This is a genomic window from Pseudomonas salicis (genome assembly GCF_057128705.1).
Genome location: NZ_JBSKHU010000002.1, coordinates 647674 through 662776 on the forward strand (window position 1 = coordinate 647674; position 15103 = coordinate 662776).

Below are 15103 nucleotides of genomic sequence, written 5' to 3' on the forward strand. Positions count from 1 at the left end.
CCCTGGTTGATCGTCGAAGGAGCTTGCATGGCATTTACAGACCCGTTCATCCGTCGCCCCGTCCTCGCCAGCGTGATCAGCCTGCTGATCGTGCTGCTGGGGTTCCAGGCGTTCAGCAAACTGACCATCCGCCAGTACCCGCAGATGGAAAACGCCTTGATCACCGTGACCACGGCGTACCCCGGTGCCAACGCCGAAACCATTCAGGGCTACATCACACAACCGCTGCAGCAAAGTCTGGCGAGCGCCGAAGGCATCGACTACATGACCTCGGTCAGTCGTCAGAACTTCTCGGTGATTTCCATCTACGCGCGCATCGGCTCCAACAGCGACCGCCTCTACACCGAGCTGCTGGCCAAGGCCAACGAGGTGAAGAACAAGCTGCCCCAGGACGCCGAAGACCCGGTGCTGACCAAAGAGGCGGCCGACGCCTCGGCGCTGATGTACATCAGTTTCTACAGCGCGGAGCTGAACAACCCGCAGATCACCGATTACCTGTCGCGGGTCATTCAGCCAAAGCTGGCGACCCTGCCGGGCATGGCGCAGGCGGAGATCCTCGGCAATCAGGTGTTCGCCATGCGCTTGTGGCTGGACCCCGTGAAACTCGCGGGCTTCGGCCTCACAGCCAACGACGTCACCGACGCCGTGCGCAAGTACAACTTTCTCTCGGCGGCGGGCGAAGTGAAAGGCGAATACGTGGTCACCAGCGTCAACGCCACCACCGACCTGAAATCCCCGGAAACCTTCGCGGCCATCCCGCTCAAGACCGTGGGCGACAGCCGCGTGCTGCTGGGTGACGTGGCGCGGGTGGAAATGGGTGCGGAAAACTACGACACCGTCAGCTCGTTCGACGGCACACCGTCGGTCTATATCGGCATCAAGGGCACGCCCAGCTCCAACCCGCTGGACGTGATCAAGGAAGTCCGGCGGATCATGCCAGAGCTGGAAAGCCAGTTGCCGCCGAGCCTGAAAGCCTCCATTGCCTACGACGCCACGCTGTTCATTCAGGCGTCGATCCATGAGGTGGTGAAAACCCTGATCGAAGCGGTCTTGATCGTCATCGTCGTGGTGTTCCTGTTCCTCGGGGCTTTGCGTTCGGTGCTGATCCCAGTGGTGACCATTCCACTGTCAATGATCGGCGTGCTGTTCTTCATGCAGATGATGGGCTATTCGATCAACCTGCTGACGCTGCTGGCCATGGTGCTGGCGATTGGCTTGGTGGTGGACGACGCCATCGTCGTGGTGGAAAACATCCATCGCCACATCGAAGAAGGCAAGACGCCGCTCAACGCTGCGCTCGAAGGCGCTAGAGAAATCGCCATGCCGGTGGTCTCGATGACCATCACGTTGGCGGCGGTATACGCACCGATTGGTTTTCTGGAGGGGCTGACCGGGGCGTTGTTCAAGGAGTTCGCGCTGACCCTCGCGGGCGCGGTGGTGATTTCCGGCGTGGTGGCGCTGACCCTCTCGCCGATGATGTGCGCCGTGCTGTTGCGCCACGACGAAAACCCCAGCGGGCTCGCCCACAAGCTCGATCAGATTTTCGACGGCCTGAAAGTGCGTTATCAGCGGGTGCTGCACGGCACGCTGAACACCCGGCCAGTGGTGATCGTCTTCGCGGTGCTGGTGCTGTGCCTGATTCCGGTCTTCCTCAAGTTCAGCCAGTCGCAACTGGCGCCGGACGAAGATCAGGGCATCATTTTCATGATGGCGACGTCGCCCCAGCCGACCAACCTTGACTATATGAACAAGTACACCGACCAGTTCATCAGCATCTTCAAGGCGTTTCCGGAGTATTACTCGTCGTTCCAGATCAACGGTTTCAACGGCGTGCAGACCGGCGTCGGCGGGTTTCTGCTCAAGCCGTGGGACGAACGCAGCCGCACGCAAATGCAGCTGTTGCCCGAAGTGCAGGCGAAGCTTGAAGGCATCACCGGTTTGCAGATTTTCGGCTTCAACCTGCCATCGCTGCCGGGCACCGGTGAGGGGCTGCCGTTTCAGTTCGTGATCAACACGCCCAACGATTACGCCGCCCTGCTAGAGGTCGTGAACCGGATCAAGAAACGGGCGACCGAGTCCGGCAAGTTCGCGTTTCTCGATCTTGATCTGGCCTTCGACAAGCCGGAAGTGGTGGTCGACATTGACCGCGCCAAGGCCGCGCAGATGGGCGTATCGATGCAGGATTTGGGCGGCAGCCTGGCGACGTTGCTAGGCGAGGCGGAAATCAACCGTTTCACGATCGATGGTCGCAGTTACAAGGTCATCGCTCAGGTGGAGCGCGCCTATCGCGACAACCCGCAATGGCTGTCCAACTACTACGTGAAAAACGCCGAAGGCGCTATGTTGCCGCTGTCGACGTTGATCACCGTCAGCGACCGCGCACGACCGCGTCAGCTCAACCAGTTCCAGCAGCTGAACTCAGCGATCATCTCGGGTTTCCCGCTGGTGAGCATGGGGGAAGCCATCGAGACGGTCCGGCAGATCGCCAGCGAAGAAGCCCCGGCCGGTTTTGCCTATGACTACGCAGGGGCATCGCGGCAGTTCGTGCAGGAAGGCAACGCGCTGTGGGTGACGTTCGGGCTGGCACTGGCGATCATCTTCCTGGTGCTGGCGGCGCAGTTCGAGAGCTTCCGCGACCCGCTGGTGATTCTGGTGACGGTGCCGCTGTCGATCTGTGGCGCGCTGATTCCGTTGTTCCTCGGGATATCGACACTGAACATCTATACGCAGGTCGGGCTGGTGACGCTGATCGGTTTGATCAGCAAACACGGAATTCTGATCGTGGAATTCGCCAACCAATTGCGGCGTGACAAGGGGTCAAGCGCGCGCGAGGCCGTGGAGGAAGCGGCGGCGATTCGTTTGCGTCCGGTGTTGATGACAACCGCGGCGATGGTGTTCGGCATGGTGCCGCTGATCCTCGCAACCGGTGCCGGTGCGGTGAGCCGTTTTGACATCGGCCTGGTGATCGCGACGGGGATGTCGGTAGGAACGTTGTTCACCCTGTTTGTGCTGCCGTGTGTCTATACGGTGCTGGCGGGGAAGGATGACGCGAAGGCACCCGCGTAAATAGCCACAGCAGAAAAAAGCCCCGAATCATCGGGGCTTTTCAGTCAGAGGGTGATTTCAATGCTGCGGCCCCGTCCCTTGTGCCAAACCGAACATCAGCAACAGCAGATCGTGATCCGGGCGTACGGGCAAAGCGGCCTTCGCCACCCGCGGCAAAGGGCAGCGCCCCTCACCGTGTACCGCGCTCAGAATCTGGGCCTTGGGTTGCTCCCAGGCAGCCATGGCGATGGACGTGATGCCCAACGCCCCGACCAAAAACAAACCTCGCGCCAGTTCTAACTTCATCGATCTAAACCTTTGATGGGGCTGCCAAACGCCGTCTCGTAAAAGTAGACGAGCTTGCTCCAATCCGCTGATGCAAACGACGAATGGCGACGCAGTTGTTTCATGTCGTGTTGTGCGGCGCCGTAGGCGGTCAGACGCTGACGGCACTTCTCCAGATCGATCAGTGCAACTTCGGGTCTGGCATTGGCGCCCTCGCCCACCACACGCACGAAAACGTGCTTGATATAGATGCAGCTGTGTTGCCAGCGCCCTTTATGCATGCGCGCCAGATTGACGGCCAGTTCCTTGAGCATCTGCTCGTAAACAGCCTCGCCGTACTGCTCGCGCCCACCGGCCTTGAGCCAGTTCTCGAACTCGTCGAACCCGTCCAGCGACGCCGTCACCAACAGCGCACGCCATTCGTTGTTCTCGTCACGTTCGGCGCCACAGAACACCATGCGCGGAACACTGACGTTCAGTTGTCGCAGCCCTTCCAGCGCGTCCCGCTCGCGCAACACCGTCGGACGACCGAACGGATGCAGCCAACTGCGGTAGATGTGACCGACTTGCCGTTTGACGTACAGCAGCCGACCGTTCTCCGAAACGACGCGTTGCACGCCACTCTCACCACCACGGCGAACGTTGGGTTCTTCCACCCAGTCACCTTTGGTATTCCAGAAATAGGCGAAACGGTCCTTGGCGGGAAGGGTCAACTCTGCTGCAAAATCCACGGCCATCCTGTTACCTCTTACGTAATAGATACACACGCCACATGGCGTACAACGGCAGGAAATCCAAGCGTTCCTGAACGCGAAATCCTGCCTTCTCGAATTCGGCTTCCACTGTGGCTGCCGGTAACACGAAGCGGTTCTGGTAGCCCTCCTGCTGGCGGGTACTTTCTGCACGCTTGCGCTTCCAGGCTTTGAAATTGCCGTCCACCCAGAGTGAAATGATCACGCTGTCGCGGGTCACGCGGTGAAACTCATTCAACAACACCGCTCTGTCTTCGGCCTTGCCGATGTGGTGCATCAGGCGCATGCAAAAAATGCTGTCGACGGCGTTATCTGGCATGTCGATGGCGAATGCAGATGTCTGCAAGGGTCGTACCCGTTTCACCACGTCGGCCGGTTGCGACTCGCATGCCGTCTTCACCATCGAGGCCGAATTGTCGGCGCCGATGATGACCCGGTTGGCTTTTTCAGCCAGCACGGGCCAGAAACGACCCGCGCCACAGGGAAGGTCCAGCACAAGACCAGGTTCCCCCGCGAGGGCCAGCGCATGCCTTGCCAGCTGTTTGTCGCGACGATCTGACAACCGCCGCGCTAATCCGTCCCGATGTTTGTGCAAATATTTTCTGGCGTGTGCATCGTCGTATTTGCGCGAAAAATCTAACTCGATCCGCTTGCTCATGGCTGTATCTCCGTAAGGTGATGCAGCCAAAATTAAGTGGATTTACGTCATCGTCAGGTCACGATGATGTGAAAAAAACGTGCCTTTATGTGCGCAAATGTTACGAGGTTTTTCCAGAAGATGGGCTAGCATAGGGCCATAACTCGCCAAATCGCAGCAACATTTACATTGTCTATACATTGCTGCGCAATGATTCATCTGACGGGATCAACCTTTCGCCTTGCCAAAATCGACGCTGAAACGACAGCCGTTCGGCTCCATCGTGTCGAGGCTGACGGTCCAGCCCTGGTTCTCGCAGATACGCTGCACCAGTGACAAACCGAGTCCCAGCCCTTCACCGCGTTTTTCGCTTCCGCGCACGAACGGCTGGAACATGGCCTCGCGTTTTTCCTCGGGAATACCGACGCCGGAATCCTCCACCGTGAAGCCGTTGGGCAACAACGTCAGACGAATGAACCCATGGTCGGTGTAATGCAGCGCGTTGCGAAGGAGGTTACCCATGACCGCATACAGAAACGTCGCGTTATGAGGCGTCTGCGAGGCGGCCTCGGGGTGATACTCCAGCAGCAACCCCTTCGCCTCGATCGGCTCACGCCACAGCGTCAGCAGCTGTTGTGCGGCACCCTGCAGTGACAGCTGGGGATTCATGCCAGCGTCGTCACGTTGTGTGCGGGCCAGCATGAGGAAGGTCTGGACCAGGTCGCGCATCTCTTCGCACGCGCGCCCTACCCGCTCGACCTGCGCACGGGCGCGTTGATCGAGGGCCGGGTTTTCAAGCAGCAATTCGCAGGAACTGGCGAGCACCATCAGCGGCGTGCGCAATTCATGGCTGACGTCGCTGGTGAACATCCGCTCGCGGGTCAAGGCATCGCGCAGACGCCCCAATGTCGCGTCGAAGGCCACGGCCAGTTCACCGACTTCGTCGGCGGCGTAATCGGGGGCCAGCGGCGGGGCAAGGCCCAGCAGTTGATCGCGATGACGCACCTGACGCGCCAACCTCACGACCGGCGCCATCACCCGACGCGCCAATACCCAGCCGAGGAAAATCGCCAACGCCAGTGCCAGTACGAAGCCCACCAGCACCACGGCGAACAGCACGCGCTCGCGCTCTTCGAAGTCGCTTTGGTCTTGCAGCAGTACGTAATGGCGGCCGTCGACCACTTCGACCATCGCGTGATACGACAGCGGACCTCGGAACACCTCGTGAAAACCGGGCTCCAGGTGGCGCAGGTCTTTGGGCAGCTCAAAATCTCCCGGACCGCCGCTGAAATAGAACAACTGATCGGGCTCGGGCCGGTGGCTCCAGTCCTCGACGCTGTCCATCAACAACAGGCGCGTCAGGTCACCGCCCAAGCCTGCCGAAATCAGCTTTTCTTCAACCAGGTGCACCGTCGCGACAATGCCCATGGCGAACGAGCCGGCCACCAGCGCGCTCATCAGCGCAAAGGCGATGATGATCCGCTGGGCAAGGCTCTGCTTAAACTCCATCGCGGCCCTCGGCCAGGCGATAACCGACGCCATGCACCGTTTGCAGCAGCGGCTTGTCGAACGGTTTGTCGATCACCTGGCGCAATTGGTGAACGTGGCTGCGCAGGCTGTCGCTGTCCGGGCAATCATCGCCCCACAACGCTTCTTCAAGGACTTCGCGGCGCAGCACGTGAGGGCTTTTTTGCATCAGCACGGCCAACAGCTTCAGCCCGACCGGGTTGAGTTTGAGCATCCGGCCTTCGCGGGTCACTTCGAGGGTGTCGAGGTCGTAGATCAGGTCAGCGACCTGCAAGGTGCGGCGACCACCGCCTTGGGCTCGACGCAGCACGGCTTCAATGCGCGCGGCCAGCTCCGACAATGCGAACGGCTTGAGCAGGTAATCGTCGGCGCCGGAGCGGAAGCCCTGAAGACGGTCATCGAGCTGATCGCGGGCCGTGAGCATGATCACCGGCGTGTCGCGGCGGGCGTCTTCGCGCAGGCGTTTGCACAGGGTATAGCCGTCGATGCCCGGCAGCATGATGTCCAGAACAATCAGGTCGTAGTGTTCGGTTGCAGCGAGGTGCAGCCCGGACAACCCGTCTTGCGCGCAATCGACGGTGTAGCCCTTCAGGCCCAGATAGTCCGCCAGGTTGGCGAGGATGTCGCGGTTGTCTTCAACCAGCAGAATTCTCATGGGTGCATGTCTCCATATGCGGTTGTCGGCATGACCCGGAGGGTATCGAAATACTTGAGTAATGGGTCAGAGTTGGCGGCAGCTTAAGGCCAAGTTCGCTCAAGGGCCAGCGCCACTGCACATAACGTTTTTTTCACTCCTGATTCACAGCCCCGCGACAGACCCGCGCACAGACTGCCGAACGCTCTCGGTCCACCCTCGTTTTTTCCTTGCCATCACACGGGATTCACCATGTCTGAAGTCTTCGAACGGCCCGCCTCGCGCCCGATCAACCTGTGGGTTTATCTCGGCATTCCGGCGGTGACCGCCATTGCCTTGCTGTTGCTGGAGCTGACATCCCTGGACATGGACATTGCCAAGCTGGCGTACGACCCGGCCACGGGCGGGTTCATTGGCAAGCACAGCTATTTTCTGGAAAACGTCCTGCATGACCGCGCCAAGCAAGTGGTGATCGCGCTGGGGGTGCTGTCGTTCGTGGGGTTTATCGCGTCGTTCTTCGTGGGACGGCTGAAGCCCTGGAAACGGGAGCTGGGCTGCATGGTGCTGTCGATGGCGTTGTCGACCAGCTTCGTCACCCCCGTCAAGGTGGTGACCTCAGTGCAATGCCCATGGAGCCTGACGGAGTTCGGTGGTCAGGAAACTTACAGCGAGCTGCTCAGCCCTCGCCCTCCTACCGATAAACCAGGCCGTTGCTGGCCCGGTGGTCACGCTGCGACAGGCTTCACGCTGTTCGCGCTGTTCTTCGTTTTCCGTGATCGCAAGCCGCGTCTGGCCAAGGCGGGTTTGATCTTCGCCTTTGGATTGGGAACGGTGTTCTCAGTGGGGCGGATGCTGCAGGGCGCCCACTTCTTTTCCCATAACATCTGGACGGCGGTGTTCTGCTGGCTGATTTGCCTGGGGGCCTATTACGCGGTGTTGTACCGACCGATGGGCAAGAAAGAGAAAGTGGTCGAAGGGGCGACGGTTTCTGGGTAAATGTCGGGTTGGCTGAGCCAACTCCCAATCCCCGAAACCCGCTCATAAAAAACCCCGCCGAAGCGGGGTTTTTGTGCATCCGGGTAAGGCTGGCTTACATCATGCCGCCCATGCCACCCATGCCGCCCATGTCTGGCATGCCGCCGCCAGCTGGTTTGTCTTCTGCCACGTCAGCGATCATCGCTTCGGTGGTGATCATCAGACTGGCAATCGAGGACGCCGCTTGCAGAGCAGAGCGAGTCACTTTGGCCGGGTCCAGGATACCCATTTCGATCATGTCGCCGTATTCGCCGGAAGCAGCGTTGTAACCGAAGTTACCCGAACCCTGCTTGACCTTGTCGACCACAACGCTTGGCTCGTCGCCGGAGTTGGCAACGATCTGACGCAGTGGCGCTTCAACAGCGCGACGCAGCAGCGCGATACCGACGTTCTGATCAGCGTTGTCGCCGCGCAGCTCGGAGATCGCTTGCAGCGAACGAACCAGCGCAACACCACCGCCAGGCACCACGCCTTCTTCGACGGCTGCGCGGGTTGCGTGCAGGGCGTCTTCAACGCGGGCTTTCTTCTCTTTCATTTCAACTTCGGAACCAGCACCGACCTTGATCACTGCAACGCCGCCCGACAGCTTGGCCAGACGCTCTTGCAGTTTCTCTTTGTCGTAGTCCGAAGACGTGTCGCCGATTTGCTGACGGATCTGAGCAATACGGCCGTCGATGTCGGTACGAACGCCAGCACCGTCGATGATGGTGGTGTTTTCTTTGTTCAACACGACGCGCTTGGCATTACCCAGGTGTTCCAGGGTAGTGGTTTCCAGGCTCAGGCCGATTTCTTCGGAAATCACGGTGCCGCCAGTCAGGACAGCGATGTCCTGCAGCATGGCCTTGCGACGGTCGCCGAAGCCTGGTGCCTTGACGGCAGCGACTTTGACGATGCCACGCATGTTGTTCACAACCAGCGTCGCCAGGGCTTCGCCTTCAACGTCTTCGGCAACGATCAGCAGTGGACGGCCAGCTTTTGCAACGGCTTCCAGGACTGGCAGCATTTCGCGGATGTTGGAGATCTTTTTGTCGACCAGCAGCAACAGCGGGCTGTCCAACTCGGCCACCATGGTGTCCGGCTTGTTGATGAAGTACGGGGACAGGTAGCCGCGGTCGAACTGCATACCTTCGACGACGGACAGCTCGTTTTCCAGACCTGTGCCTTCTTCAACGGTGATAACGCCGTCTTTGGTCACTTTTTCCATGGCTTCGGCAATGATGTCGCCGATGGAGTTGTCGGAGTTGGCCGAGATAGTGCCGACCTGAGCGATGGCTTTGGTGTCGGTGCAAGGCTTGGACAGTTTCTTCAGCTCAGCAACGATGGCGATGGTCGCCTTGTCGATGCCGCGCTTCAGGTCCATCGGGTTCATGCCGGCAGCGACAGCTTTCAGGCCTTCGTTGACGATGGCTTGAGCCAGAACGGTCGCGGTGGTGGTGCCGTCGCCAGCGTCGTCGTTCGCACGGGAGGCAACGTCTTTAACCAGCTGCGCGCCCATGTTTTCGAAACGGTCTTTCAGTTCGATTTCTTTGGCGACCGATACACCGTCTTTGGTGATCAGCGGAGCGCCGAAGCTTTTCTCGATAATGACGTTACGGCCTTTCGGGCCCAAGGTCGCTTTGACGGCGTCGGCCAGGACGTTTACACCAGCCAGCATCTTTTTACGGCCAGCGTCGCCGAATTTAACTTCTTTAGCAGCCATGATCGTTATTCCTTAAATACTTTGTAGTAACGGGAAATGCGGGGTATCAACTCAGCCTTCGACGACCGCGAGAATTTCGTTCTCGCTCATCACCAGCAGGTCTTCGCCGTCTACTTTCACAGTGTTGCTGCCGGAGTAAGGGCCGAACACCACTTTGTCACCCACTTTCACGGCCAGCGCACGTACTTCACCATTGTCCAGGACGCGGCCGGTACCAACGGCGATGATTTCGCCACGGTTTGGTTTCTCGGCAGCCGAACCCGGCAGAACGATACCGCCAGCAGTCTTGGTTTCTTCTTCGCTGCGACGGATTACGACGCGGTCATGCAGAGGACGAAGCTTCATTGTCGATCTCCTAATTATGGTTTTTGAACGCCCGATGTTGGCACCGGGTGGTTAAAGCATCCGGGCTTGCCGGTTGCGGTTCGCAGGCGAACCGCAGAATACGGTCTGACGAAATGCGCCAGAAACCTTGCGGTGACCCATACATAAGGGCGAGCAAGCTGATTACAAGGCTCACCCGAGAAATTTTTTAAGCGGAACGCGGTCACGAAAACGCACACGGCACCCGAAGGTGCCGTGGCGATGGAGGACGAAATCACTTTTTGTCGACAGGCTCGTACTCGCCCTCGATGACCTCTCCTTCGATCACCTCAGGTTGTCGGGCGCCCGGACGGCCAGCACCCGGGTGCGTCGAACCCGCTGAACGCAAATCGTCGGCGAACGCACGCTGACGGCTGGCCGACGCTTCGGCACGCTGGCGCACCTTGCTCACCAGCAGCCGACGGGTAAACGGCATCAGGCAGATCAGCCCCAGCACGTCACTGATAAAACCGGGCAGAACCAGCAGGCCGCCGCCGACCGTCATCATCAGACCGTCCATCATCTGCTGCGCGGGCAATTCGCCCCGCGCCAGACTTTCACGAGCCCTCATGGCCGTCGCGAAGCCCGCGACCCGTACCACGAAAATCCCGAGCATGGACCCGGCAACGACCAGCAGGAAGGTCGGCAAAAAGCCGATCGACATCCCGACTTTCACCAGCACGAACAGCTCAAGCACCGGAAAAAGCAATAAAAGCAGTAGAAAAGCGCGCATCAAATAGTTTCCTCAACGGAAGTAGGCTTCCAGTAGACACTAGGTGAAGTCGCAAAGTCGTTAATTCAAGCTTCTACGGCTTCAACGGTCGGCCATTTTTCAGCGTGAGCCAACTGAACCAAGGCTTGGCGGACTTGTGTCGGCGTATTACAAGGCTCGGCAAAGGCCAGCCAGTAGAGGCCCTGCCCGATGCGCAGGTGCATGCCTTCGCTGTCGATGCCCACCAGAACAGCCGGTTCGGTTTGGGGCAACCCGGCCAGCTCGACGTAATGGGCGATGGCCTTGGTGTGGTCATCGTTCATGTGCTCGACCATGCCGGTTTCCGCCGAGCCCGCGAACGGGTTGGCCAGCGCCACATCGTCCAGCCAGTGAATCGCGCCAAAGCCGCCGATGTAGCGATAGCGCACAGGGTTCAGCACCCAGAAATCGAAATCGTGGGCGCGGTGGTAGCTTTCCGACTCGGGAAAATAGCGGTAATAGCGCTGGGCGGCGGCGTCGATGGCGGCTTCGTCGGTGAGTTTCTGCCCTTCGGCCATGACTGTCACGCGGCCCACGGACTGCACGTCTTCGGCTTCGCGCTCGCCCACGATCATCGAGCACTTGGGATCGAGTTGCAGGTTGTGGGTGTGCTGAGCGATGCGACTGATCAGGATCAGCGGGCGACCCTGGTCGTCCAAGCAGTACGGCACCACGGAGCCAAACGGGTAACCGGGCATCGACTTGGAATGTGTCGAGAGCACGCCGCGATATTCCTTCAGCAACAATGCTCGGGCTTGCCGGTTGGCTTTGGTGCTCATGGTGGGGCTCCTGAAATCAAAACACAGAGGGCGCGCAAGGATGCGCAGCGGATGAGCCACACGATAATCGTTATCGCTGAAGGGTGCCAGATTGAGGAGACGTGACGATTTTGCGGGGGTTTTGCGTAATTTTTTTCAGGAGCGCTCAGGACCTGTAGGAGCGAATTCATTCGCGAGACGGCGGCCCAGCCGACACATTTGCATCGCCTGCACACTCTTTCGCGAATGAATTCGCTCCTACAGGGTTCGCACCCCGATACACGGAGCCTGTCAGGTATATATAGAAACCGTTACCAGGCCACACCGAAACCGGCGGTATACCGGGTCTTGTCCAGGTCGCCATCGTCGGAGCCGCTGATGATGTTCTTCTCGGCCTTGACGTTGAGCGACGCCCACTCGGTGACCTTGTAGCGCAGGCCCACTTCGGTATCGAGGCTGTAGTCCGCGACGCCACTGATGGGTTTGCCGACTTCGCCGTTGGTGAAGAACTCGACTTTCTTGCCGATCAGGAAGCGGTTGTAATCCCACGTGCCGGAGATCGAGTAGAAATTGTCTTTCTCGCCGTTTGAATATTCGTAATCCGTGCGGTTAAGCAGGGTGCCGACCTTGAACGCACCCAGTTCGTCATCCCAGAACTGGTAACCCGGACCCGTACCCACTGTGCGCTGACTGCGCAAATCCTCGATGCCGTCGTGTTTGTAAGTCACACGACCGTCCCAGAACCACTTGTCCGTAATAAAGCGGTCGAGGGAGTACTCGGCGCTCCAGTTGTTGGTCGTGGTGAGTTCGTCCTGGGTTTCGCGGTTGTACTCGCCTTTGGCGTTATGACGCCAGCGGCCATGACTCGCGGTGGTCTTGAAGTCGATGTTGTAGTCGTCGGTGTCCTTGTCCGCGCGCTGGAAGTCGAGGGCCGCATCAATGTTGCCCTTCCACACCAGATCCGTCACCACAGGCTTGGGCTTCATGATCTGCTGGATGCTCGCGAGGTCCACGGTCTTCGGCGCATCGCCGTTGGCCAACGTGACCTTGCCATCGTCGGCGGCATGCAGCGACTTCGAAATCTCGCCGGTATACGCGTCCTGCTTCACCAGCAGATGCTGATCGCTTTCCAGCGTCTTGACTTCTTTCCAGTCCAGCGGAATATCGCCTGCATATTTGGTATTGAGCAGCAGCTTCCCGCCGTCGAAGACCTTGATGGTCCCGGTCAGCTTGTCACCGTTCTTCAACCAGACGGTATCGGCGAGCAAAGGGGTGGAAGCGCTGGTAATGGCTAGGCACAACAGGGTTCTGGACAACATAAGCAACGACTGGGCTCTGGTTGGCGGGAAATCGGGCATTATCCCTCGGGACAACATCGAGGCAATCCGTGGACCGCCGGCACAGGTATCACTGACCGTAGGAAATTTCCTGAGTTCCTTTACGAAAATTCCCACTGGTCCTTTAAACAGGAACGAATACGTGAACGAACACACCTCCCTCTCGGCAGACCCCACCGGCATGACTTCTTTAGAGGCCCGGCGGACGGCGCTCTACCTCACCTTGCATCAAGTACCGGAAGGCAAGGTCGTGAGTTACGGCCAATTGGGCGATCTGGCGGGTTTAGGACGAGCGGCACGTTTCGTGGGGCGAACCTTGAGCCAGCTACCAGACGGCAGCACCCTGCCCTGGCATCGCGTTGTCGGCGCAGGCGGAAAGCTCAGTTTGATGGCGGGAACGGTGTCCGGCGAAGAGCAGCGGGCGCGTTTGCGGGCGGAAGGCGTGACCATCCGTAACAATCGTGTGGATATGGAGCGTCATGGCTGGCGTCCGACAGAGCACAACGGTTAGAGTGCGCGCTTTGTTTACGTAAACTGAGGCAGATTCCAGCCCATGCCCCGCAAAACCTGGCGCGCCGCGCTCGCCGTCTATGCCAGTCCCTCGACATTCGTGCTGTTGTTGCTCGGCTTCGCAGCGGGCATGCCCTACATGCTGGTGTTCTCCACCCTCTCGGTCTGGCTGCGTGAAGCCGGTGTCGCCCGCGAAACCATTGGCTACGCGAGCCTGATTGGCCTGGCGTATGCCTTTAAATGGGTGTGGTCGCCGCTGCTCGATCAATGGCGCCTGCCGTTACTGGGCAAACTGGGCCGCCGACGCTCCTGGCTGGTGCTCTCTCAGACGCTGGTGACCCTGGGCCTGATCGGCATGGGTTTCTGTGACCCGCAGCAGCATCTCTCCTGGCTGATCGCGATTGCTGTGCTCGTGGCGTTTTCGTCCGCGACCCAAGACATCGCCATTGACGCCTATCGTCTCGAGATCGCCTCCGAAAGCCAGCAAGCCACGCTGGCCGCCAGTTACATGGCGGGCTATCGCGTCGCTGCTCTGCTGGCGACTGCGGGTGCGCTGTATTTCGCGGAGGGTTTCGGCTCCACCGGCTTTGCGTACAAACATTCGGCCTGGACCGGCACCTATGTGCTGTTTGGCCTGCTGATGCTGCCTGCGCTCATCACCTCGCTGATCATGCGCGAACCCGCCGTTCCGCTGCGCACGCAGCTGTCAGCGGCTCGCTACGGCTTTGCGCATCAACTGGCCTCAGTGTTCGTGCTGATCATCCTCCTGGTGTCCGTCCCGGCGATGTTCACCCAGCTGTACAACACCGATTTCGCCAGCGTGCTGTTCAAGGACGCCACGTGGAAGAGCCTGTTGATGGAAGACCGCGCGTTCCTGCGCGCCATCCTCTACACCTTGCTCACTGTCGCGTGCCTGTCGTCGATGGGCCGTCGCGGCCTGGCGCCGGTGCTCACGCCGATCAACGACTTCATCCTGCGTTATCGCTGGCAGGCGTTCCTGCTACTTGGCCTGATCGCCACCTATCGCATGTCCGACACGGTGATGGGCGTCATGGCCAACGTGTTCTACATCGACCAAGGCTTCACCAAGGACCAGATTGCCAGCGTCAGCAAGATTTTCGGTCTGGTGATGACGCTGGTGGGCGCGGCGTTTGGCGGTCTGGCCATCGTGCGCTTCGGCATCTTGCCAATCCTGTTCATCGGCGGTGCAACGTCAGCGGCGACCAACCTGCTGTTCCTGATGCTGGCCGACATGGGGCCGAACCTGAAGATGCTGATCGTCACGATCTCGCTGGACAACTTCAGCTCGGGACTGGCGACGTCGGCGTTCGTGGCGTACCTGTCGAGCCTGACCAACCTCAAGTTCTCGGCCACCCAATACGCCCTGCTCAGCTCGATCATGCTGCTGTTGCCGCGTTTGATTGGCGGCTATTCCGGGGTGATGGTCGAGAAGCTGGGCTATCACAATTTCTTCCTCGCCACCGCGGTGATGGGCGTCCCGACCCTGTTCATGATTGCCCTGCATTGGGCGCAGGAGCTGCGCAAGGAAAAGTCGGCGGAAGAAGACAAGCCTACCGAAGTGCCAGCGCCCGAAAGGCCATAGGCCGCGCCGAAAGATGCCCCCGGTTGTAGCTAGCACCTTGGGCCCTGTGGGAGCGAATTCATTCGCGAAAGAGGGCACAGATGACAAAAATGCATCGGCTGTACAGCCGCATCGCGAATGAACTCGCTCCCACACGTTTGTACCCCCCAATCCCATGCCCAGCGCGC

At 59.5% G+C, this 15103-nt stretch carries 14 protein-coding genes; 4 read left to right on the forward strand and 10 right to left on the reverse strand.

Going from position 1 to position 15103, the window contains the following annotated elements; translation table 11 throughout:
* Positions 1-27: 27 nt before the first annotated feature.
* The gene (locus ACWKWE_RS09160) at positions 28-3066 is read left to right on the forward strand and encodes a multidrug efflux RND transporter permease subunit (RefSeq protein WP_483850325.1); all 3039 of its coding nucleotides are present in this window, start codon (positions 28-30) and stop codon (positions 3064-3066) included.
* Between the two features lie 57 nt (positions 3067-3123).
* On the opposite strand, the gene ACWKWE_RS09165 is transcribed toward ACWKWE_RS09160, so the two are convergent.
* The 5 genes from ACWKWE_RS09165 to colR all read right to left on the reverse strand — a co-directional run bounded on the left by ACWKWE_RS09165 (position 3124) and on the right by colR (position 6901).
* On the reverse strand, positions 3124-3351 hold the full coding sequence (locus ACWKWE_RS09165) for a hypothetical protein (RefSeq protein WP_341962341.1): 228 nt from the start codon (positions 3349-3351) through the stop codon (positions 3124-3126).
* Positions 3348-4067: a lipopolysaccharide kinase InaA family protein gene (locus ACWKWE_RS09170; protein ID WP_166596505.1), complete on the reverse strand. Its 720-nt coding sequence runs from the start codon at positions 4065-4067 to the stop codon at positions 3348-3350. The genes ACWKWE_RS09165 and ACWKWE_RS09170 overlap by 4 nt, the downstream gene beginning before the upstream one ends.
* A gap of 4 nt (positions 4068-4071) precedes the next feature.
* Positions 4072-4740, reverse strand: coding sequence for a class I SAM-dependent methyltransferase (locus ACWKWE_RS09175; RefSeq protein ID WP_166596504.1), 669 nt, complete (start codon positions 4738-4740; stop codon positions 4072-4074).
* A gap of 207 nt (positions 4741-4947) precedes the next feature.
* Positions 4948-6228: a sensor histidine kinase gene (locus ACWKWE_RS09180; RefSeq protein ID WP_166596503.1), complete on the reverse strand. Its 1281-nt coding sequence runs from the start codon at positions 6226-6228 to the stop codon at positions 4948-4950.
* Positions 6218-6901, reverse strand: a complete 684-nt coding sequence (colR, locus tag ACWKWE_RS09185; RefSeq protein ID WP_166596502.1) for a two-component system response regulator ColR — start codon at positions 6899-6901, stop codon at positions 6218-6220. Before colR ends, ACWKWE_RS09180 begins: the two co-directional genes overlap by 11 nt.
* Before the next feature lie 231 nt (positions 6902-7132).
* Between colR and ACWKWE_RS09190 the strand changes: the two genes are divergently transcribed.
* A complete protein-coding gene (locus ACWKWE_RS09190) occupies positions 7133-7876 on the forward strand; it encodes a phosphatase PAP2 family protein (RefSeq protein WP_166596501.1) in 744 nt (247 codons plus the stop codon).
* A 94-nt stretch (positions 7877-7970) separates the two neighbouring features.
* On the opposite strand, the gene groL is transcribed toward ACWKWE_RS09190, so the two are convergent.
* The 5 genes from groL to ACWKWE_RS09215 all read right to left on the reverse strand — a co-directional run bounded on the left by groL (position 7971) and on the right by ACWKWE_RS09215 (position 12805).
* Positions 7971-9614, reverse strand: a complete 1644-nt coding sequence (groL, locus tag ACWKWE_RS09195) for a chaperonin GroEL (protein WP_166596500.1) — start codon at positions 9612-9614, stop codon at positions 7971-7973.
* 51 nt (positions 9615-9665) lie between these two features.
* On the reverse strand, positions 9666-9959 hold the full coding sequence (locus tag ACWKWE_RS09200; protein WP_133749662.1) for a co-chaperone GroES: 294 nt from the start codon (positions 9957-9959) through the stop codon (positions 9666-9668).
* Between the two features lie 253 nt (positions 9960-10212).
* Entirely contained in the window at positions 10213-10710 is a 498-nt protein-coding gene (locus tag ACWKWE_RS09205) for an FxsA family protein (RefSeq protein WP_166596499.1), read from the reverse strand.
* Between the two features lie 65 nt (positions 10711-10775).
* Positions 10776-11507 carry a HugZ family pyridoxamine 5'-phosphate oxidase gene (locus ACWKWE_RS09210; protein WP_483850326.1) on the reverse strand — a complete coding sequence of 244 codons (732 nt, stop codon included), beginning with the start codon at positions 11505-11507 and terminating at the stop codon, positions 10776-10778.
* Positions 11508-11797: 290 nt separating this feature from the next.
* Entirely contained in the window at positions 11798-12805 is a 1008-nt protein-coding gene (locus ACWKWE_RS09215) for a DUF481 domain-containing protein (protein ID WP_483850327.1), read from the reverse strand.
* Positions 12806-13004: 199 nt separating this feature from the next.
* On the opposite strand from ACWKWE_RS09215, the gene ACWKWE_RS09220 reads away from it, so the two are divergent.
* Positions 13005-13334 carry an MGMT family protein gene (locus ACWKWE_RS09220; RefSeq protein WP_166596594.1) on the forward strand — a complete coding sequence of 110 codons (330 nt, stop codon included), beginning with the start codon at positions 13005-13007 and terminating at the stop codon, positions 13332-13334.
* A gap of 42 nt (positions 13335-13376) precedes the next feature.
* Complete coding sequence (locus ACWKWE_RS09225) at positions 13377-14936, forward strand: AmpG family muropeptide MFS transporter (protein ID WP_483850328.1); 1560 nt, start codon at positions 13377-13379, stop codon at positions 14934-14936.
* The last annotated feature ends 167 nt before the right edge of the window (positions 14937-15103 follow it).

Excerpts from the sequence above, each read along its gene's own strand:
- colR (WP_166596502.1), bottom strand. The coding sequence starts at position 6,901 with ATGAGAATTCTGCTGGTTGAAGACAACCGCGACATCCTCGCCAACCTG.
- ACWKWE_RS09215 (WP_483850327.1), bottom strand. The coding sequence starts at position 12,805 with ATGTTGTCCAGAACCCTGTTGTGCCTAGCCATTACCAGCGCTTCCACC.
- ACWKWE_RS09205 (WP_166596499.1), bottom strand. The coding sequence starts at position 10,710 with ATGCGCGCTTTTCTACTGCTTTTATTGCTTTTTCCGGTGCTTGAGCTG.
- ACWKWE_RS09180 (WP_166596503.1), bottom strand. The coding sequence starts at position 6,228 with ATGGAGTTTAAGCAGAGCCTTGCCCAGCGGATCATCATCGCCTTTGCG.
- groL (WP_166596500.1), bottom strand. The coding sequence starts at position 9,614 with ATGGCTGCTAAAGAAGTTAAATTCGGCGACGCTGGCCGTAAAAAGATG.
- ACWKWE_RS09160 (WP_483850325.1), top strand. The coding sequence starts at position 28 with ATGGCATTTACAGACCCGTTCATCCGTCGCCCCGTCCTCGCCAGCGTG.
- ACWKWE_RS09225 (WP_483850328.1), top strand. The coding sequence starts at position 13,377 with ATGCCCCGCAAAACCTGGCGCGCCGCGCTCGCCGTCTATGCCAGTCCC.
- ACWKWE_RS09200 (WP_133749662.1), bottom strand. The coding sequence starts at position 9,959 with ATGAAGCTTCGTCCTCTGCATGACCGCGTCGTAATCCGTCGCAGCGAA.
- ACWKWE_RS09165 (WP_341962341.1), bottom strand. The coding sequence starts at position 3,351 with ATGAAGTTAGAACTGGCGCGAGGTTTGTTTTTGGTCGGGGCGTTGGGC.
- ACWKWE_RS09175 (WP_166596504.1), bottom strand. The coding sequence starts at position 4,740 with ATGAGCAAGCGGATCGAGTTAGATTTTTCGCGCAAATACGACGATGCA.
- ACWKWE_RS09220 (WP_166596594.1), top strand. The coding sequence starts at position 13,005 with ATGACTTCTTTAGAGGCCCGGCGGACGGCGCTCTACCTCACCTTGCAT.
- ACWKWE_RS09210 (WP_483850326.1), bottom strand. The coding sequence starts at position 11,507 with ATGAGCACCAAAGCCAACCGGCAAGCCCGAGCATTGTTGCTGAAGGAA.
- ACWKWE_RS09190 (WP_166596501.1), top strand. The coding sequence starts at position 7,133 with ATGTCTGAAGTCTTCGAACGGCCCGCCTCGCGCCCGATCAACCTGTGG.
- ACWKWE_RS09170 (WP_166596505.1), bottom strand. The coding sequence starts at position 4,067 with ATGGCCGTGGATTTTGCAGCAGAGTTGACCCTTCCCGCCAAGGACCGT.